This is a genomic window from Ammoniphilus soli (assembly GCF_040813775.1).
In genome coordinates this window covers 722,486-741,432 of the sequence record NZ_JBEGDL010000001.1, presented here as the reverse complement: position 1 = coordinate 741,432, position 18,947 = coordinate 722,486, and the positions used below count along the sequence as shown (strand labels likewise).

Annotated in this window: 17 protein-coding genes; all 17 read right to left on the bottom strand. The window is 45.3% G+C overall.

Annotated features, from left to right (window positions below; genetic code table 11):
• Positions 1 to 10: 10 nt before the first annotated feature.
• Positions 11 to 1,237, bottom strand: a complete 1,227-nt coding sequence (locus ABLT31_RS04110) for an ABC transporter substrate-binding protein (RefSeq protein WP_367749218.1) — start codon at positions 1,235 to 1,237, stop codon at positions 11 to 13.
• A 62-nt stretch (positions 1,238 to 1,299) separates the two neighbouring features.
• Entirely contained in the window at positions 1,300 to 2,070 is a 771-nt protein-coding gene (locus tag ABLT31_RS04105; protein ID WP_367749217.1) for an SDR family oxidoreductase, read from the bottom strand.
• Positions 2,071 to 2,406: 336 nt separating this feature from the next.
• Positions 2,407 to 2,826, bottom strand: coding sequence for an acyl-CoA thioesterase (locus ABLT31_RS04100; protein ID WP_367749215.1), 420 nt, complete (start codon positions 2,824 to 2,826; stop codon positions 2,407 to 2,409).
• A 124-nt stretch (positions 2,827 to 2,950) separates the two neighbouring features.
• Positions 2,951 to 4,126, bottom strand: coding sequence for an acyl-CoA dehydrogenase family protein (locus ABLT31_RS04095; RefSeq protein ID WP_367749213.1), 1,176 nt, complete (start codon positions 4,124 to 4,126; stop codon positions 2,951 to 2,953).
• Positions 4,127 to 4,245: 119 nt separating this feature from the next.
• Complete coding sequence (locus tag ABLT31_RS04090) at positions 4,246 to 5,022, bottom strand: enoyl-CoA hydratase/isomerase family protein (protein ID WP_367749211.1); 777 nt, start codon at positions 5,020 to 5,022, stop codon at positions 4,246 to 4,248.
• A gap of 82 nt (positions 5,023 to 5,104) precedes the next feature.
• Complete coding sequence (locus tag ABLT31_RS04085; RefSeq protein ID WP_367749209.1) at positions 5,105 to 6,475, bottom strand: MFS transporter; 1,371 nt, start codon at positions 6,473 to 6,475, stop codon at positions 5,105 to 5,107.
• A gap of 110 nt (positions 6,476 to 6,585) precedes the next feature.
• Complete coding sequence (locus tag ABLT31_RS04080; RefSeq protein WP_367749206.1) at positions 6,586 to 6,972, bottom strand: MaoC/PaaZ C-terminal domain-containing protein; 387 nt, start codon at positions 6,970 to 6,972, stop codon at positions 6,586 to 6,588.
• Positions 6,969 to 7,448, bottom strand: a complete 480-nt coding sequence (locus ABLT31_RS04075) for a MaoC family dehydratase N-terminal domain-containing protein (protein WP_367749203.1) — start codon at positions 7,446 to 7,448, stop codon at positions 6,969 to 6,971. The genes ABLT31_RS04080 and ABLT31_RS04075 overlap by 4 nt, the downstream gene beginning before the upstream one ends.
• A 12-nt stretch (positions 7,449 to 7,460) precedes the next feature.
• Entirely contained in the window at positions 7,461 to 7,865 is a 405-nt protein-coding gene (locus ABLT31_RS04070; protein ID WP_367749200.1) for a PaaI family thioesterase, read from the bottom strand.
• Between the two features lie 42 nt (positions 7,866 to 7,907).
• Positions 7,908 to 8,774, bottom strand: a complete 867-nt coding sequence (locus ABLT31_RS04065; RefSeq protein ID WP_367749198.1) for a 3-hydroxyacyl-CoA dehydrogenase family protein — start codon at positions 8,772 to 8,774, stop codon at positions 7,908 to 7,910.
• Positions 8,775 to 8,839: 65 nt separating this feature from the next.
• Positions 8,840 to 10,504 (bottom strand): long-chain-fatty-acid--CoA ligase, encoded by a 1,665-nt coding sequence (locus ABLT31_RS04060; RefSeq protein ID WP_367749197.1) that lies wholly within the window; start codon positions 10,502 to 10,504, stop codon positions 8,840 to 8,842.
• A 32-nt stretch (positions 10,505 to 10,536) separates the two neighbouring features.
• A complete protein-coding gene (locus tag ABLT31_RS04055; protein ID WP_367749194.1) occupies positions 10,537 to 12,324 on the bottom strand; it encodes a branched-chain amino acid ABC transporter ATP-binding protein/permease in 1,788 nt (595 codons plus the stop codon).
• 15 nt (positions 12,325 to 12,339) lie between these two features.
• On the bottom strand, positions 12,340 to 13,233 hold the full coding sequence (locus ABLT31_RS04050; protein WP_367749192.1) for a branched-chain amino acid ABC transporter permease: 894 nt from the start codon (positions 13,231 to 13,233) through the stop codon (positions 12,340 to 12,342).
• A gap of 53 nt (positions 13,234 to 13,286) precedes the next feature.
• Positions 13,287 to 14,519, bottom strand: coding sequence for an ABC transporter substrate-binding protein (locus ABLT31_RS04045; protein ID WP_367749190.1), 1,233 nt, complete (start codon positions 14,517 to 14,519; stop codon positions 13,287 to 13,289).
• 250 nt (positions 14,520 to 14,769) lie between these two features.
• Positions 14,770 to 15,918 carry an acyl-CoA dehydrogenase family protein gene (locus ABLT31_RS04040; RefSeq protein WP_367749188.1) on the bottom strand — a complete coding sequence of 383 codons (1,149 nt, stop codon included), beginning with the start codon at positions 15,916 to 15,918 and terminating at the stop codon, positions 14,770 to 14,772.
• Between the two features lie 222 nt (positions 15,919 to 16,140).
• The gene (locus tag ABLT31_RS04035) at positions 16,141 to 17,325 is read right to left on the bottom strand and encodes a thiolase family protein (protein WP_367749185.1); all 1,185 of its coding nucleotides are present in this window, start codon (positions 17,323 to 17,325) and stop codon (positions 16,141 to 16,143) included.
• Between the two features lie 23 nt (positions 17,326 to 17,348).
• Positions 17,349 to 18,944 carry a long-chain-fatty-acid--CoA ligase gene (locus ABLT31_RS04030; protein WP_367749182.1) on the bottom strand — a complete coding sequence of 532 codons (1,596 nt, stop codon included), beginning with the start codon at positions 18,942 to 18,944 and terminating at the stop codon, positions 17,349 to 17,351.
• Positions 18,945 to 18,947 lie beyond the last annotated feature (3 nt).

Sequence of the window (18,947 nt, the reverse complement as noted above, 5' to 3'; positions counted from 1 at the left end):
CCAATAACACCTATTCTGTCATTTCAAACAACTTGTTGTTTTCGATAATAATCATGCCGATGTCTTTTCCTTCCCAGACTTCATGGTTGTCCGGGCTATATTTCACCAAATCCTTGGAGGACGTATTCTTGTGCTCCAAACGTTCGATAGCGTCACGGATCGCAACTGGATCATTGCCCGCCTCGGCAGCCGCATTAATCGCGATCATCGCCGCATCATATGCGAACATCAATGAACCGCCGTTATCAATGGAGTACCCTTTCGGGAAGTATTTCTTGTAAACTTCGTAGGCATCTTTAATTCGTTGCGGACGATCCCCTTGCTTTTTCTCACGAACATGGTCGGACGGCCAGATGGACATATTTCCGTTAGCCGCTTCGCCCGCCAATTCGCGGAAATTGGTCTGCTGCATAGAAGTGGATCCGATCATTGGGATGTTGGCGCCCAATTTATGCTTAGCCTTGGCAATTTGCGCCTGGTCGTGGCCAAGAGCCCAGACAAGAATCGCATCCGCTCCCGCTTCTTTCGCTTCTAGCACCTGAGGAGTCAAATCGGGGCTGCTCACCGGGAACCCGATTTCCTTAACAGGATTAACTCCGATTTTTTCAAGCGCGATTTGTAATTCTTTCAATCCTCCCTTTCCATAGGCGGTTTCGTCATGAAGAATCGCTGGGCTCTTATAGCCTTTTTTCTTGACATAGTTGGCAATGGCATCCGCCTGGGCATAATCCGGGGTGGTTGTCCGGAAGAAGTAGTTTTTTCCATCTTTCGCTAGCTTCTTCGCTTCATCGCCAATTTTAGTACCGGTTGCAACTGGATCAATAAGCGGTACTTTCGCCTCAAAAACCTCCGGAAGGATCGCCAGCGCATTCGAGGTATTCGTCGGTCCAATGATCAAGGAAACCTTTTCCTTATGCAGTAAATCCTTGACCAATTCTTTAGATTTGGTCGGGTTCGCTTCATCATCACGAATGATCACTTCAAACTTCTTGCCATTGACTCCGCCGTTCTCATTGGCGTGATTAAAGGCAGCTATGGCACCGTCCAAATACTGGCCAAGTGTAGCTGAAGGGCCTGTCCGGGCTCCGATGATTCCCACCTTAATTGTCGATTCACCGGAAGATGTGGTTTGTTTCACTGATTCATTGGCGGCAGGAGACCCCCCGCCGCCGCAAGCAGCCAGAGTACTGAGTGCCAAAGCAGATACAACGAAACTTAACGCTAATTTTTTGATCATTCGTTTGCCCCCCTATTCCTTATGTCACCGTTGATAACGATTACAATTTTGGTCTATCCTTTTTAAAGAGTACTTCCGCCATCGACGCTAAGAATATGTCCGGTGACGAAATCACTGGCCGAAGAGCTTAGAAACAAGGCTGCGCCTTTGAGCATATTTTCATCGCCAATTCGTTTCAGAGGTATATGCTTGTACACCGCATCGCCTTTTCTTTCCAGTACGGACATTGTCATTTTGGTAGGAAAAAATCCTGGGGCTATGCCATTAACATAGATGCCGTATTCAGCCCACTTGCGGGCAAGATCCTTGGTAAAATGAATGACCGCCGCTTTACTGGTACTGTATCCAATGGCATTTAATACCTCAGGAGGTTCGGCCCGCAATCCGGCTGCCGAAGCAATATTGATGATTTTTCCGTATTTCCGGTCCTTCATGTGTTTTCCAACCTGCTGAGACATCAAGAACGTACCGGTCACATTGACATCCATGACCTTTTTCCAAGCTTCCAAAGGCATCTCCTCAACTGATGCTCCCCATGTGGCCCCACTGTTATTGACGAGGATATCAATTTTTCCGAAATGCCGAATCGCCTCACGGACAACACGCTCTATATCCTCCGGATTGGTCACATCGCATGCAAAAGCTTGGGTACTCACTCCTAATTTGCTGACCGATTGGGCCACCTCCTCACAATTTTCCAGCTTTCTGGAGCAGACAATGACATCTGCACCCGCCTCGGCCAGTCCTTCAGCCATTTGCTGTCCCAATCCCCGGCCCCCGCCGGTTACTAAGGCCACCTTGCCCGTTAAGTCGAATAATTGTTGGATATTCATTTCCGCCCTCCTGACATTCTTCTAATACTCTTTGAGAGATGATCACCTTTTGGATTTCATTGGTTCCTTCTAACAAGGTACAAAACTGCTACAATTTTTCAGTTAAATGATTGTCCATGTTCACCTCCTACTAGGCTATTCATAGATTTACATTTGCAATAAGCTTGCCAACCGGTTTAGGTAAACCATTGCTAAGTTTGCTTCAATAATAATTCATAAATGAATCAATATTCGGATAAACAGGGATTCAATCGGTTGACAGTAAGTCATTTTTGTTTCAGTCAATTCATTGTTGTATTAGAACTGACTAATGCTTTTTCACTTTTCCCTGCTTTATCAAGCTGGCATTAAACATTGTTCAAGAACCGAGCGCAACTCAGAAGGAATCAACTCGGACTGTTGTTTATGAAAATTAAAACAAACCACTACAGCACTTCCGGTTGCTACAATCAAGTTCGAATCAGCTGTTTTGATTATGTGCTCCATAGTAAAGCTTTTTGTCCCTATTCTGGAAACTGTTGTGGTCAGAGTTAGCGTTTGGTAGGCATAGGCTTGGGCTAAAAAATTGCACTGTGTCGAGGCAATAATAAAATTCAAGTTTAACCTTTTTCTGTTGTCCCTTCCGAAACCGATGGCTTCAAAAAACTTTGTGCGTGCCTCTTCCAAATATAAAAAGTAACTTGTGTTACTCACATGGCCTGCTGCATCCGTCTCACAGAACCTTACATACACATCAATTTCAGGAATGCTTTTCATGATTCCCCCCCCCTTTCAACGAAGTATTGCTTTTTTGCAATGTGAGTGAGGAGCAAAAGATTACCCCTCACCGCTTTCAAAATTACCTCTCATCTATAATTATTTCTACTATTAATCTATCAATTTAAATAAATTGTCCCACTTTGACATGACCTTTTAACAAATCTCTGGAAATGATCATACGCTGAATTTCATCTGTTCCATCATAGATTCTCCACAATCTCGCTTCACGGTACCATCTTTCAATTGGCAATTCCCGAGTATACCCCATGCCTCCATGTATTTGCAGGATTCGGTCTACGACCCGGTTTCCCATATTGGCTCCGTACAATTTAGCCATTGAAGCCAGGTGGCGGTTGTCCTCGCCCTGATCAAGCGTATAGGCCGCATTCAGGACAAGCCATTTCGCTGCTTCGATTTCAACGGCTGAATCCGCGATTTTCCATTGGATGGCCTGCCTGTCTGCAATCGGCCTGCCAAAGGTTTGACGCTCTTTTGAGTAGTCAATCGCCATCTGCAGCAAACGCTCTCCCATTCCAACGGCTCGAGCCCCAACAATCCATCTAGCAAAGCCGATCCATTCCAGACCAAGCTTATATCCGCCGTTGATTTCGCCCAGAATATTTTCTTCAGGCACACGGACATTATCAAAGACTAAACCAGCTGGTCCCCACTCTCCCATTGTGTGAATGTACTCTGACTTCCATCCCATGTCTCGGTCGACAATAAAACACGTAACACCGTCTCTGCCTGTTGCCTGATGCAACTCTTTATCCGTGATAGCGATAACCATAACGAAATCGGCTTCATTTCCTCCGGTAATGAACGTTTTCTCGCCATTTAACACCCATTCATTTCCGTCCCTTACGGCTGTCATTTTGATATTTCTTGTATCTGAACCTGCACCTGGTTCCGTCATAGCAAAACAGGACTTCTTTTCACCATTGATGGTGGGAATTAAATATTTTTTCTTTTGTTCTTCATTACCGTAGTAGAGAATATTATCCGCTGAACCCCCAAACTTAAAGGGCACAAAGGTTTTGGATACTTCCATCGTTACGATAGCCATCATCATCTGGCCAAGGTCAGCTCCGCCATACTCTTCAGGAGTATTAATTCCCCAGAATCCAAATTCTTTCGCCTTCAATTGCAGCTCTTTTAATTTTTCTGACGAAATTCCCGGTCTGCCTTCCCTCTCATTTTTTAAGACTTCATTTTCAAGAGGAATAAGTTCATTCTCGACAAATTTTCGGATGGTTTGCCGTACCATTTTTTGTTCATCTGTCAAGCGTAAATGCATATTAACAACTCCTTTATAGATACAATTTTGATTTATTATTTTAACTAATCTTATTAATAGTAATTTAAATTTGTATCAACAATTCATTTTCGAATCATAATCCGTACGACCCATCTTCGCTACCTTCCTTTAAATTCCGGAGATCTTTTCTCAAGAAAAGCTCCTGTTCCTTCGTTTTTATCTTCAGATTGAAATAGAATCGCTTGGGCGAGCTTTTCCACCATAAGCGCCGTATCCATATCCAAATCCAATCCGCGGTTCACACTGAGTTTAGCTAAGCGAACGGCTAATGGCCCCTTGGCTATTATTTTTTCAGCAGTTTCCTTTACTGTGTTCCAAAGTTCAGCCATAGGAACTGCTTTAGTTACCAGACCAATTTCTTCGGCTTTCTGGGCGGAAACCATTTCACCCGTCAAAATCATGCTCAACGCTCTTCCTTTCCCTATGATTCGGGATAACCGCTGGGTACCGCCGGCTCCAGGGATAATCGATAGGTTTAGCTCAGGCAACCCCAGCTTGGCATGCTCCGCTGCAATGCGGATATCACAAGCCAACGAAAGCTCACACCCTCCGCCAAGTGCGAAGCCATTAATGGCGGCAATCGTGGCTTTGCTGGAATTTTCAATCAAACGATAAGTCCCGGACATACCCGGGACAAGAGCATCTAACGCCTCTTTTTCCCGCAACTGGCGAATATCGGCACCCGCTGCAAAGGACTTCTCTCCCTCTCCTGTGAAAACAATGACCCCGACTTCTTCATCGCGCTCATGGATTTCCAATGCCCGTTCCATTTCCCTTAAAGTTTTGGCGTCCAGCGCATTTCGTACTTCCGGGCGATTGATTTTGATCACTCCGATGCGTCCTTCTTTTTCTACTACAATGTTTTCAAACTCCATCTTCACAACCTCCATTATTGTGGATATCATTTTAATAAACTGAATATTTATCTATGCAAAAATCATTCCAACTAATTTCATCTTACAGATTCAAATTTTTCTCCATCACCGCCCGCCGTTGAACCCAAAGGACGCAACCAGCTAATAAACTTATGAATTGTAATGACAAAAATGCATTACTGTAATTCATACCGGAACCATACCACAAGCCATTCACTGCACCGAAATGGCCTGCATCCAATATCATCCCCGTGCAAGCTACACCAAAGGCCCCTCCAAAAAACTGAAGGAGTTGTTGAAGACCCATGGCGGTTGCAAATTGATCTTTGTTTAATAGTTTAGATAAAAAATGTGGGACTCCAGCGGATATGCAAGCAAAGCCGATTCCGCATAAGAAATAGAACAAGAGTATCAACCACATGGAATGGTAACCAAAACTAGAAAACAAAGATACGCTCAAAAACATTATGAGGATCCCGATTCCTATTACTTCTGTTGAATCCACTCGATCAAGCCACCGTCCTATAAAAAGGGAAGCGACAGCAGATCCAAAAGCGCCCGGGAAAATGATCAGACCAATTAAAGCGGATTGGGCATGAAACAAGGATGCAAGCAATAAAGGCACAAGAAACATGACGGAGAAATTGATAAAAAAAACTAAAAAACCAATGAACAGTGAACATACATATCGTTTATTCCTTAGAAGATCCGGATGGATAAATGGTTTTTCAATCCGCTGAATGTGTGCCCACAGCAGAAAAAAGAAGATTATCCCGATAGCACTGTATAGATTTTTGGTAGAAATCACCAATAATAACGAAATGACGCCAGCACTAAGAAGCATGAGCCCAACCCAATCAATCGCTTGGTTATTTCGGCTTTCTGAAGGAAGCTGCTTATAATAAACCGGAAGCATAAAGAAGGCAAACAACGTGATTAAAAAGAGATAACTCCATCCCCAATATTGGACTACCAATCCTCCCACCAATGGGCCGAGCCCAAAAGCCAGTGTGGATGACGATGCCACTTTCCCCATGGCCTCTCCACGACGATGGGCGGGGATATAACGATTGGTGATCACCATCCCAACACCCGAAACACACGAGGCACCGGAAGCTTGAATCAACCGAGCGGCAAGAAGAAGATATAAATTGTGGGCTAGCATCCCCATGACCGAACCAATACCCAGCAGCGAAAGACCAATCGTAATTAAATATTTAATTGGGTATTGATCCGTCAACCGGCTGTAGGTTACAGTCCCGATCGCAAACATGACAGAATAACCGGTCACAATCCAGGATGTAGATGAAGGTGAAAGGAGCCATTGACCTGAGATCGCGGGAAGGGCTACATTAAACATGGTTGTATTCATGACGGTGATTAAAATATTGAACCGCAAAGCGATATAAAATAATTGCTCATTCTTAATCTCATGAACCGTATAAGTTGACATCCTCCCACATCCGTTTTCACAATAGTCTATCAAATTAGGAAAGAAGCCCTTTTTAGCAAGGCTTCTTTCGTACAAGATGGAGCAGTGTTCCATTTTTCATCTCTTTCTTCTTAAGAGAACATCAAGAAACTAAGCTTCCCCTTCGCTACCATCTGACCTAGGCCGTTTTCTGCAAGGACGGTATAATAATGAACAGTTCCTTTATCCCCCTCTTCACTTCTTTCCCATTCAGCCCTGGCTGTTATCTGATCATCCACAAAAACCTTATTTAAAAACCGAGTGGAATAATCTTGGATCATCCCACGATCCATATAAGGGGAGAATAGCCGAGCCATCATTCCCATCGTTAACATGCCGTGGGCAATGACTCCTGGCAATCCGGTTTTATGTGCTTCTTCATCAATCGTATGAATCGGATTGAAATCTCCGGAGGCGCCTGCGTATTTGATCAATTGCAACCGGCTGATAAGTGGAAGCGTTATCGCATCAATCTTCATCTTTTGCTCATTCCTTCCAGTACTTTTTCCGTAATAACCAAGGTTTGTGTCGAACTAAAGACCGGTTCGCCCTGCAGAGATTGCCCTTTTTGCTCCATCACAACAAACACAAGCCTGCCAGTGCTTCCTATTTTGTCCGACACATCTTTTACTTCAAAAGAACAAGCAAGCTGATCACCAACCTTAATTGTCTGAAAATAAGTAAATGTCTGTTCCCCGTGTATTAAACCGCTTATTGGCAATTCAAACAGCTCAATCTCCCCATAATCAAATGTTCGGGGAAAAGTGGGAGGAGCAAGCATATTGTCATGCATACTCCTTTTACCCGTCTCTTCATCCCAATAAATGGCGTTATGATCTCCAATCGCTTCCGCAAACTTTCGGACGGCTCCCTTTTCCACCACATTCACTACAGGTTCCGACCTCATCCCGATACACTTTCTTAGTCTTTCTACCTCGACGTTTAGATCTCTCATAAGCTCCCCCTTTTATCTCCTCATCACCTTAAAGGTTCCGGTCCCTTTGGCCACTAGTTTACCATTGCCATCCCGGATTTCTCCTTCCCCCGTCAGCAGCTTATATCCTTGTTTCAGCACTGTCGCTGTGGCCACTAACTTCCCTTCCGTCACTGAATCCAGATAATGAATATTTAAATTCATTGTAGTTAACGGATATTTGACAATGGAACGGAAAGTCATCCCCAGGATATTATCCAGCATGGAGGCATAGACTCCCCCATGCACGGTTTCATTCACATTCATGACATGCTGATCGACAGGAAGTTCCAGAATAACTTTCCCTTCTTCAAACTGCACAATTTGAAACCCTAGATGGGAAACAAAAGAGCTCTTCTCAAACACTTGTCTTACCTCATCCAGTGACATAATGGTCATTTCAAAACCTCCCTTCAAGTCCATGTGATATTGCACATCTTTTTAAGAATAGCTGTAAAAGCCTTTCCCTGTTTTCCGGCCTAATTCTCCACGATTGAACATCTCGGTCACTGTTTTTGAAGGTTTCGCGGACTCCTCCCCCGTTTCCTCATAACGCTGCATTCTTACATAATAATGGACATCAATGCCTGTTAAATCGATCAGGGCAAATGGGCCGATCGGATGATTCAGGGCTTTGGTGCAAGCCAGATCAATTTCTTCAGCGGTAGCTATCCCATTTTCCAGCAAATAAATCGCTTCATCCATCAGCTTCCCAAGAATCCGATTAGCCACAAAGCCAGAAATTTCTTTTCTAAGCAGAATGGGGACCTTGTTGATTCGCTTGGTCAATTCGAACGTGACTTCAGCTGTCTCTTCCGACGTATGGGTCCCTTTAACCACTTCCACTAGCTCCATCACTAAGGCCGGGTTAAAGAAGTGCATGTTGCATACTTTGTCCGGACGATTCGTTGAATCTGCCAGTGCCGAACTTACCATGGTGGAACTATTGCTTGCCAAGATGGTATGGGCAGGTGCGAGTTTATCCACCTCAGCAAATAACGCACGTTTGGCTTCCAGCTTTTCTACGATTGCTTCTATGACGAAATCCGTTTCCTTCACCGCTTCTTCTAATGATGTCAAAAAACGTAGCCGATCAAAAGCCTGATCAACCTGATCTTGGGATAACCTTCCTTTCTCCACCCTTCTTTTCATATGGCCTTGCAACGATTGTTTTGCTTTTTCCAGGCTTTCTCCGTTAATATCCTGCAAAGCCACATGGTATCCGGCTAAGGCGCAAACCATAGCGATTTGCGAACCCATGGCTCCAGAACCGATGACTGTTATCTGTTTGATTTGATTAATATCCATCATGCTTCCTCCTTTATTTAACGCACCAAGATCAAGGCAATTCCCTGGCCTCCGCAGGTCCACGTCTACACCTCTTTTTTCAGCTGATCTAGCTCTTCCTCAACCAACCTGCGCCGCAAAAGCTTGCCAACTGATGTTTTAGGCAATTCTTCCCTAAACTCTATTAGTCTAGGAACCTTGTATCTAGCTAAACGTTCACTGCACCATTGAATCAATTCCTCTTCAGCTACGGTGCTGTGCTTTCTGCGGACAATTGCCGCTTTGACCGTTTCTCCTCGGTAAGGATCCGGCACGCCGAATACGCAAGCCTCCGCAACGGCAGGATGCTGATAAAGCACATCCTCCACTTCAATCGGGTAGATATTGTACCCCCCTGCGATGATCATCTCTTTTTTCCGGCCGACAATATAGAAATAGCCATCTTCATCCATCGTGGCAATGTCCCCTGTAAAGAGCCATCCATCACGGATCGTCAGTGCCGTTTCCTCCGGCTTCTTCCAATATCCTTTCATCACCTGAGGTCCTTTCACGATCAATTCCCCCGCTTCGCCTGGTGGCAGTTCCACCGTTCCGGTTTCCAAATCGACAACCTTACTGTCGGTATTAGGAAGAGGCAAACCAATACTCCCTGCCTTCCTTTGTCCACGTATTGGATTTCGGTGTGTGACCGGCGAGGTCTCGGACAAGCCATAGCCTTCCACAATCCTTGCTCCAGTCTTTCGTTCAAATTCATGCATGATTTCGACGGGCATCGGAGCTGATCCGCTGTTGCATACTTTGATGCAATCCATTCCGGCCTTATCAGAGTCCGGGTGATGAAATAAGGCAATATACATCGTCGGAACTCCGGGGAAATAAGTTGGTTGATGCATTCGAATCAACTCCAGGGTTTGATTGACCTCAAAACGCCTGGAACAGATCAGAGTTCCTGCCGCATAGATGGTAATATTCATTGAACTGGTCATTCCATATACGTGGTAATAGGGTGATAGGCTTAATAACCGCTCTCCCGGGCGTTCAAACGCTCCTCCAGCAAACGTAAAACTCTGAATGACGTTACTGACTAAATTAAAATGGGTTAACATGACTCCCTTCGAGCGACCGGTTGTTCCGCCCGTATACTGCAAAACGGCAAGATCCTCTTTCGGATTGATATCCAGCGGAGGAATGTCTATCCCTCCACTGGATATGAGGCCATAGAAGTCATAGGCTTTCGAATCAGATTCCCCATCAGTGAAAATAAGGCCTATTTGGTCTTCCAAACCGATCTGGCGAATTTTCTCTCTTTGTTCCTCCTGGCAAATTATCCATTGTGCCTCCGAATCGTTAAGAATATAGGCCAATTCGGATTGCTGGTACATGGGGTTGACCTGAACCAGGATCCCGCCCAATCTTTGGATGGCATAATAAGCAATGATATACTCGACGCAGTTGGGCAGCATCACACCAATTCGATTCCCTTTATTCAATCCAAGGCTATAAAGGGACGAGGCCAACCGGTCTACTCGATGTTTAAGTTCTGAATAGGTAAGCTGATGCTCTCCATCAATCACGGCAATTTGTTCGGGGTAGTCTTGTTCAGATTGTTTCAACAGGTCATATAAGGAAAGAGGGGGAACCTCGATTTCATGCGGAATCCCCTCCGGATAGAATGCATACCAAGGTCTATTCACTCGCTGCTCACCCCTCATCCTTTTCTCTCGCTCTTCTGTCAAACTCAAATCGGCCATTTCTCTCCTCCCTGTCTCGCTTCCCTTCATCTTTACCCTACTTTCTGTTCCCCCAAGTAAGCCTTGATGACATGCAAGTTGTTTTGGATATCTTTTGGCGTTCCTTCCGCAATGACATTTCCGTTCTCCAGTACCGTAATCGAGTCGGAAACTTTCATGATCAGCCGCATGTCATGCTCGACCAACAGAATGGTGAGTCCTGCTTGGCACAATTTCAGCAGGATGTTTTCCAATTGCTCGATTTCCGTATTCGTTAACCCGGCTGCAGGCTCATCAAGTATTAATAGTTTAGGCTGTGCGGCCATCGCTCTCACTATTTCCAAAATCTTCTGATACCCGTAGGGAAGATCCCCCGCTTTGGCAAAAGCCAAATCCTTCATCCCAAACCATTCAAGAAGCTTTAATGCCTCTCGCTGGCTTTCTCTTTCTTCCTCCACCGCTTGGGGCAACAACAAAGAACCGCTGATAAATCCCGTTTTCCGGAGACGATGCTCTCCGACCATGACGTTCTCAATGACCGTCAACTCTTTAAAAGTCTGTGCATGCTGAAAGGTTCGAGCAATTCCGACACCGATCTTTTCATGCATTTTTAGATTCTTAATCGATTTTCCCTCGAAAAGGACATCTCCTTCATCAATTTGATAAAGCCCGCTTATGGAGTGAAGGCAGGTGGTTTTCCCTGATCCATTTGGTCCGATTAGAGCATGGATGGTTCCGGCTTTCACAGACATATTCACGCGATTGTTGGCAACAACACCGCTAAAGCGTTTGGTCAACTCAACCACTTGCAAAATGTCCTTTTGATTGGACTTCATTTTTAATTGTTGAGACGGTTCATAGTTTCCTATTGGCTGATTGACTAAATTTTCTTCATTCAGCAGGTTTTCCTTTGGCTTTAGAGCCTTCGGAAGCAAACTGGCAATTCCACCGGGCAATCCGATAATGAACCCCAGCAAAATCAAACCATAAATAATCAATCGATATTCATCAAATTCTTTTAACACTTCCGGAAGAATATATAAAAGAATCGTCCCGATGATTGGCCCAATAACGGTCCCCATGCCCCCAAGAATAATCATGACAAGCAAAAATACGGATAGATGCGGAGTGAACGAATCCGGGCTGACGTAGTTGTTGCTATGGGCGTATAAATTTCCCCCGATGCCGGTAATCATGGCACTTATGACGAAAGCAATCAATTTATACCGGAAACGGGAGACACCCATGGCTTCCGCAGCGGTTTCACTATCACGCAAGGCAAGAAAAGCACGGCCGGGTCTTGTCCGGGTTAAATTCCAAAGAAAGACGGTAACCAATCCAGCGATAAAAGTCACCAGGTAGTACATCTCCATCGCCGATAAGGCATGCCCAAATAGTTCTACACCCGGTACACCGCTAATCCCGGCAAATCCTCCGGTAAACTCACCGCCCTCATGCAGGAGCTTCTCAATAATAATTCCAGCCCCAATGGTCACCATCGCCAGATAATGACCTTTTACGCGGAGCGCAGGCAGCCCAAGCAACAGCCCGACTACGCCGGAACAAATAATGGATGCCAACACACCAATGAAAAACGGCATCTCGAAGTTCGTTGTAACGATCGCAGCCGCATAGGCGCCTACGGCATAAAAGCCAGCGTGTCCCAAAGAAATCTGTCCTGCGTATCCGCTTAATAAATTAAGCCCTTGGGTCACAATCACGGTGATTCCAATCATTTGTCCCATATGGATGTAGTAATCGTTTGTCGTAACGAATGGGAATAAGGCCAATCCCAAAAGGACAATACCCAACATTCCCTTTTTTATCATTGACAGTTTCAAATTGCTCTTCCCTCCTTAAGCCTTCTCTACTATGGCTTCCCCGAATAATCCATCCGGCTTCAAGGCTAGTACAATGATCAGTAGAACGAATGCCACGATATCCCGGTAACCCGCTGAAATGAAAGAGCCGGCAAACACTTCGCAAATCCCTAGGGCTAATCCTGCAAAGATGGCTCCATGACCGCTTCCCAGGCCGCCCATTACTCCCACGGCAAACCCTTTCAGTCCGATCAGCAGTCCCATCGTACTGCTTGCAAAGGTTAAGGGACTGACCAAAACTCCTGCGATTGAGGCGATGCCGCCTGCAATGGCAAAGGAGAGCGAAATGACATAGGATGTTTTAATCCCCATGTATTCAGCGGCCTGCTTATTTACACTTGTCGCTTTAATCATTTTTCCAATGTAGGTTTTGTTCAGCAGAATTTCGACTAATAGGGCGATGAGCAAGGCGCCCAAGAAAATATACAACTGGTTGGTATCGAGAGCAGCACCCATAAAAGAAATCGTTTTACTTTCAAATGGCGGAGGAACAGGCAAGAAGTCTTTTCCCCAAATAATCATCGCAATATTTTGAAGGATAATGGAAAAAGCGAGCGTGCTTATAATCCAAGCGATGCTGTGACCTGCTACTTTAACGCCTTGTACCGGGCGATAGGCTATCCGCTCCACCATGAGACCCACCATCGCGACTACAATCATCGTTAATGGAATCGCAAGTAAGGGCGGGATATGAAGACCCGTTACGATCGATAAGGTCACCAAGGCCCCAAGCATGACGAATTCCCCGGTGGCAAAGTTAATAATGTGAGTAGTAGAAAATATGATATTATACGCGATGGCGACTAGTGCATATATACTGCCCATGGTTAAACCGCTTATGACTAATTGCATAACAAAGCTTGAAGTCATTTTGATCCTCCTAATCTTTAGTCGGCATTGACAACGTTTACAAATGCGTTCAGTTACTCCGACATCTCAAATAACTTGCCGTTTTCCACGATCACCATTCCTAAATCCTCTCCGAGCCACACTTCATGATTATCCTTGCTGTATTGGATCACGTCCTTGGAAGCCAGCTTCTCATGCTTGATGCTCTCTATTGCATCACGAACAGCTTCCGGTTCTGGTCCTGCTTGAGCAATCGCATTCATCGCGATGATGGCGGCATCGTAAGCGAACATCACTGTACCGGCGTCATCAATACTGAGGGCATTCTGGCTGTACTTCTTATAGACTTCGTAAGCATCTTTAATCCGTTTCGTGCGGTCTCCCTCTTTTTTCTCCCGGACATGATCTTTTGGCCAAATCGTTAATGTTCCATTCGCTGAATCACCTGCCAATTTTCTAAAGTTCGGTGTTTGCAAGGAGGTGGAACCAATCATTTCAATTTGAATCCCTAATTTCTGCTTAGCCTTTGCGATCTGGGCCATATCTTGGCCCAAAGCCCATACAAGGAGGACATCAGCGCCATTTTGCTTGCCCTCTAGGACTTGCGGCGTTAAATCAGGGCTATTCATGGGGAAGCCAATTTCTTTAATTGGTTTGACCTTGATTTTCTCTAACCCCTTTTGCAGCTCCAATAATCCGCCTTTTCCATAAGCCGTTTCATCATGCAAGATAACCGGTTTCTGGTAACCTTTCTTCTTGACATAATCCGCTATAGCATCCGCCTGAGCATCATCGGGAGTCGTGGTACGGAAAAAGTAATTCTCCCCGCCTTTAGCCAACTTTTCCGCTTCCTCGCCAATCTTGGATCCTGTGGCAACTGCATCAATTAAAGGAACTTTGGCATTAAAGATTTCTGGGAGGATGGCCAATGCATTGGAAGTATTGGTCGGTCCGATAACCACAGAAACCTTCTCCTTATGAAGAAGATCTTTGATTAATTCCTTTGATTTGGTCGGATTTGCCTCATCATCCCGCATCACCACTTCAAATGTATACCCATTCAATCCTCCCTGCTCATTGATATGCTGAATCGCTGCTGTAGCCCCGTCAAAATATTGCCCAAGTGTAGCTGAAGGACCCGTTCTTGCGCCAATAATCCCAATTTTGACAGTCTTTCCGCCAGAGGCTCCCCCTTCTTTTGAAGCTTCCGTCTTCGTCGCAGCCTGTTCGCCGCCACCCGTACAAGCCACGAGGCTGCTTAAAGACAATACGCAACTCATAAGGACTAGGCTGATTCTTTTGATCATGTCTTTTCCCCCTAAATATAGACGTTTATTTATGGAGTGTTTATGAAGTTGAACAGGCTGATTTAATGGAGCTTCCCCCATCGACACTCAACACTTGAAATATAATTATAAGTTTTCATATGTTTTTAGTTGGTAATATGAATGAGAGGGTCACACATTTAGCCTTATTTTAACAGGTGTAGATGCACTTTTTTTATATCCCTCTGCATCCCGAATTTTGTATGGAATAAATGAATCTACTGGTTCAGCTTTAACATTCTTCTAAAACCCGTTGAGAAATGATCAGTTTTTGGATTTCATTGGTTCCTTCATAGATTTTGGTAATACGGGCATCCCGGTAGAAACGTTCCACTGGATATTCTGCCATATAGCCCATTCCCCCATGGATCTGCACCGCTTTGTCAGCAACCTTGTTAAATACATCCGTGGCAAACAGCTTGGCCATGGAAGCTTCCTTGATTGCCTTGACCCCTTCATCCACCAGCCATGCCGCCCGATAAGTCAACGCTCTGGCCGCTTCGGTTTCAGTTGCCATCTCCGCCAGCATCCATTGGATTCCCTGATTTTTGGCGATTGGTTTACCAAATTGAATTCTTTCCTTGGCATAACGGGCTGACATTTCAATCAGCTTATCACAAGACCCGACAGACCGGGCCGCCAAGCTTACTCGGCCTTCACCCAGAATTCGCAAGGCGGAAGTGTACCCCAAGCCAACTTCTCCGATGACATTCTCATCCGGAACCTCACAATCTTCGAAAATGATTTGAGATGTAAATGATCCTTTTAAACCCATTTTCTTATCCGTCTTTCCGACAATTAAACCCGGAAAATTCTTTTCAACTAGAAAAGCTGTAATCCCCCCTTTAGCCCCTTTATCCTTATCGGTCATGGCAAAGACGGTGAACACATCAGCAACTGGGCCATTGGTGATAAAATGCTTCATCCCATTCAGGATCCACGTATCTCCCTTTTTCACAGCTCTTGTGGACAAGTTGGTGGCATCTGAACCCGCTCCCGGCTCCGATAAGGCAAATGCTGCGATTTTTCGGCCTGCCGCCATATCCGGCAGATATTTTTCCTTTAGCGCCTCAGACGCAAGCTTGACCAAACCTGTACTGCCAATTCCGGTATGAGCTGAGATCAATGATACAAATCCATTATGTGTACGCCCCAACTGTTCCAATACAATGGCTTTTTCCACTGTGGAAAGACCAATGCCGCCGTATTTCTCAGGAATGCTGATCCCAAATAGCCCTAATTCTTTTGCCTTCTCCACCAGATGCGAAGGAATCGCATCTTCCTCCTCGATTTGCTGGGCATATGGCTCCACTTCGTTTTCCACGAAGTCTCTGACCATTGCCCGTATTTGCTGCAGCTCTTCTGTTAGTTTAAAATCCATGTTGATCCTCCTTTTGTCTGTCCTTGTCGATTTACTTGTTCTATAATGGCCTTATTTTTCTCTTACCTACATTTAATAGCAATTTCTATGCCAACCAAATTTTCAGAATTCCAATTCGAACGATTCGCTAATGAATTAATAGTCGGACAAATATTGATAATTGTATCGATTTCCAATCCGTTTTTGTATCGCATGATTCGATATTGGATTATTCATTCCAGTCTAATCCAGAAGCTCAATCCCGATAGCCATCCCTTGGCCGCCGCCAACGCATAGCGTGGCTAAACCAAACTGTTCGTTCCTGCGTTTCATTTCATAAAGCAAGGACGTCATAATTCTTGCTCCCGTTGCGCCCAGCGGATGCCCTAAGGCGATCGCACCGCCATTGACGTTTAGTTTGTCCGTATCCAAGTTCAGCTCACGAATGACGGCAAGGGCTTGAGCGGCAAAAGCCTCATTTAGTTCTACCAAACCGTATTCTGCTAGGCTCATTTTGGTTCTGTCCAACAGCTTGCGCACCGCTGGAACGGGTCCGATTCCCATAATCTCAGGCGAAACGCCGGATGTTGCCCAATCAATGATTTTCCCCATCGGCTTGCAACCTAATTCTTGCGCTTTTTGGCGTGACATCAAGACCAAGGCGGCTGCCCCATCATTCCGTCCGCAAGCATTTCCTGCTGTAACAGTGCCACCTTCCCTAAAGGCCGGCTTAAGGGCGGCAAGCTGTTCCATTGAAGTGTCTCGAGGAAATTCATCCGTATCGAACAGCATCGTTTTTTTCTTTTGCTTTACTTCTACTGGAACAATCTCATCTTTAAATTTATGGTTTCGAATCGCGGCAGCTGCGCGCTGTTGACTCTGCAAAGCAAAGGCATCCTGTTCCTCTCGTGTAATGTTGTAGCGTACCGCGACATTTTCAGCCGTCATTCCCATCCCGAGATGGGAACCAAAGATCTCCATCGGTTGCTGTCCATTTTCCAAGTTCGAATCGACAATAACCGGATTTCCTTCACCAAAACGGGCATTGCGTAGGTAAATGGGAGATAAGCTGAGACTCTCCGCTCCCCCCGCCACTGCCACCTCGGCTTGTCCAAAGGCAATCTGCTGGACAGCCGAAGCAACAGCCTGCATGCCGGATGCACATAGTCGGTTCACCGTATAAGCGGTCGCTGTATCGGGGAGCCCTGCCCGCAGAGCTGCCACTCTGGCCATATTGGAAGATTCGGTGGATTGTCTCACTTCCCCCATAATTACTTCGTGGACTGTTTCAGGAGAAATCCCTGCTCGGCGCACCGCTTCCTCAAGCACGATTGCCCCCAGCGTTCCCGAATTGATATCCTTTAATGTTCCGCCAAATTTTCCAATCGCGGTTCTTGCTGCAGAAACGATTACAATCTCATCTTTCATTTTTAGTCCTCCTTACGATTTGGTTATACCTTCGATATTTCTGACAATTTTCTTCTTAGCACCTTTCCGACAGCTGTTTTCGGAAGTTCACTTACAAATTCTACATATTTTGGCACCTTGTATTTGGCCAAACGATCTTGGCACCATTGGATTAATTCTGCTTCCGAGACACTGGTTCCCTCCCGGAGGACGACGGCAATCTTGACTGCTTCACCGCGATAAGCATCCGGAACCCCGAATGCACACACTTCCTTGATGGAAGGATGTTGATACAGTACTTCTTCCACTTCATTGGGGTAAATATTATAACCGCTTGAAATGATCATTTCCTTTTTTCGACCGACTATATAAAAGTATCCGTCCTCATCCATTGTCGCGATATCCCCGGTATACAGCCATCCGTCCCGCAATGCGATAGCTGTCTCTTCCCCATTATTCCAATACCCTTTCATCACCTGAGGACCTTTGATCACAAGTTCACCGGGAACACCATTGGGCATTTCCACTTTTCCTGTTTCCAGGTCAACCACTTTGCTATCGGTACCCGGTATCGGCACTCCAATACTGCCAATTTTCCGCTTCCCTCGGATCGGATTTCGATGGGTCACTGGGGAAGCTTCGGATAAACCGTATCCTTCAACGATGATGGCACCAGTTTTTTGTTCAAATTCTTTTAATAATTCTGCAGGCATTGGTGCCGACCCGCTGTTGCACACTTTGATCGAATCCAGTCCCGCTTCCTCCGCAAGAGGGTGGTGCAGCAATCCCATGTACATGGTCGGTACCCCGGGGAAGAAGGTTGGACTATGCTTTTTCATTAATTCAATCGCCTCATCGGGAGTAAATTTTTTCATACAAATGATGGTGGCAGCAGCAAAGATCGATGAATTCATACAGTTGTTCATCCCGTATACATGGAAGAATGGGGAGATGCTGAGCATCCTTTCTCCAGGTCTTTTAAACATCCCGCCAAAAGTGCTGAAGATTTGGTAGACATTTGAGATCAAATTGGAGTGAGTCAACATCACCGCTTTCGATCTCCCCGTGGTTCCTCCTGTATACTGCAGCACAGCGATGTCTTCGTTCGGAATGATTTCCACCTTGGACAGATCTTGAGCCGATGTCTTAAGCAGATCATCAAGCGGCCATTCTCGTTCCTCCAAGTGATGCGGATCGGTAATGATCTTGTTAATCCCTTCACTGCATGGAATTTCTTTTAATTTGTCTCGAGCTTCAGCTTGGCAAATAATCCCCCAAGCTGTTGAGTCCTCCAGAATAAACTCCAGCTCATGCCGTTGATACATGGGATTGACTTGAACCACAATCCCCCCTAAACACTGAACCGCAAAATAGGAAACAATGTATTCCCAACAGTTCGGGAGCATAATAGCCATTCGTTGTCCTTTTTTAAACCCCATTTCCGACAAGCAGGCTGCTAAGGACTCACTTTTTTCTTTTAGTTTCCGATACGTGATGGTATGTGCACCGTCTACAATCGCCTCTTGCTCCGGGTAATCATAGGCTGATCTCTCTAATAATTGATAGATGGAAATGGCCGGAAATTCAATTTCCTTAGGAACACCCGAAGGATAAAATTTCAGCCACGGTTTGTCTTGCATATA

Coding starts and splice junctions, on each gene's coding strand:
- ABLT31_RS04045 (WP_367749190.1), bottom strand. CDS start 14,519: ATGATCAAAAGAATCAGCCTAGTCCTTATGAGTTGCGTATTGTCTTTA.
- ABLT31_RS04090 (WP_367749211.1), bottom strand. CDS start 5,022: ATGGAGTTTGAAAACATTGTAGTAGAAAAAGAAGGACGCATCGGAGTG.
- ABLT31_RS04105 (WP_367749217.1), bottom strand. CDS start 2,070: ATGAATATCCAACAATTATTCGACTTAACGGGCAAGGTGGCCTTAGTA.
- ABLT31_RS04080 (WP_367749206.1), bottom strand. CDS start 6,972: ATGAAGATTGATGCGATAACGCTTCCACTTATCAGCCGGTTGCAATTG.
- ABLT31_RS04075 (WP_367749203.1), bottom strand. CDS start 7,448: ATGAGAGATCTAAACGTCGAGGTAGAAAGACTAAGAAAGTGTATCGGG.
- ABLT31_RS04060 (WP_367749197.1), bottom strand. CDS start 10,504: ATGGCCGATTTGAGTTTGACAGAAGAGCGAGAGAAAAGGATGAGGGGT.
- ABLT31_RS04100 (WP_367749215.1), bottom strand. CDS start 2,826: ATGAAAAGCATTCCTGAAATTGATGTGTATGTAAGGTTCTGTGAGACG.
- ABLT31_RS04065 (WP_367749198.1), bottom strand. CDS start 8,774: ATGGATATTAATCAAATCAAACAGATAACAGTCATCGGTTCTGGAGCC.
- ABLT31_RS04030 (WP_367749182.1), bottom strand. CDS start 18,944: ATGCAAGACAAACCGTGGCTGAAATTTTATCCTTCGGGTGTTCCTAAG.
- ABLT31_RS04085 (WP_367749209.1), bottom strand. CDS start 6,475: ATGTCAACTTATACGGTTCATGAGATTAAGAATGAGCAATTATTTTAT.
- ABLT31_RS04095 (WP_367749213.1), bottom strand. CDS start 4,126: ATGCATTTACGCTTGACAGATGAACAAAAAATGGTACGGCAAACCATC.
- ABLT31_RS04070 (WP_367749200.1), bottom strand. CDS start 7,865: ATGACCATTATGTCACTGGATGAGGTAAGACAAGTGTTTGAGAAGAGC.
- ABLT31_RS04035 (WP_367749185.1), bottom strand. CDS start 17,325: ATGAAAGATGAGATTGTAATCGTTTCTGCAGCAAGAACCGCGATTGGA.
- ABLT31_RS04050 (WP_367749192.1), bottom strand. CDS start 13,233: ATGACTTCAAGCTTTGTTATGCAATTAGTCATAAGCGGTTTAACCATG.
- ABLT31_RS04110 (WP_367749218.1), bottom strand. CDS start 1,237: ATGATCAAAAAATTAGCGTTAAGTTTCGTTGTATCTGCTTTGGCACTC.
- ABLT31_RS04040 (WP_367749188.1), bottom strand. CDS start 15,918: ATGGATTTTAAACTAACAGAAGAGCTGCAGCAAATACGGGCAATGGTC.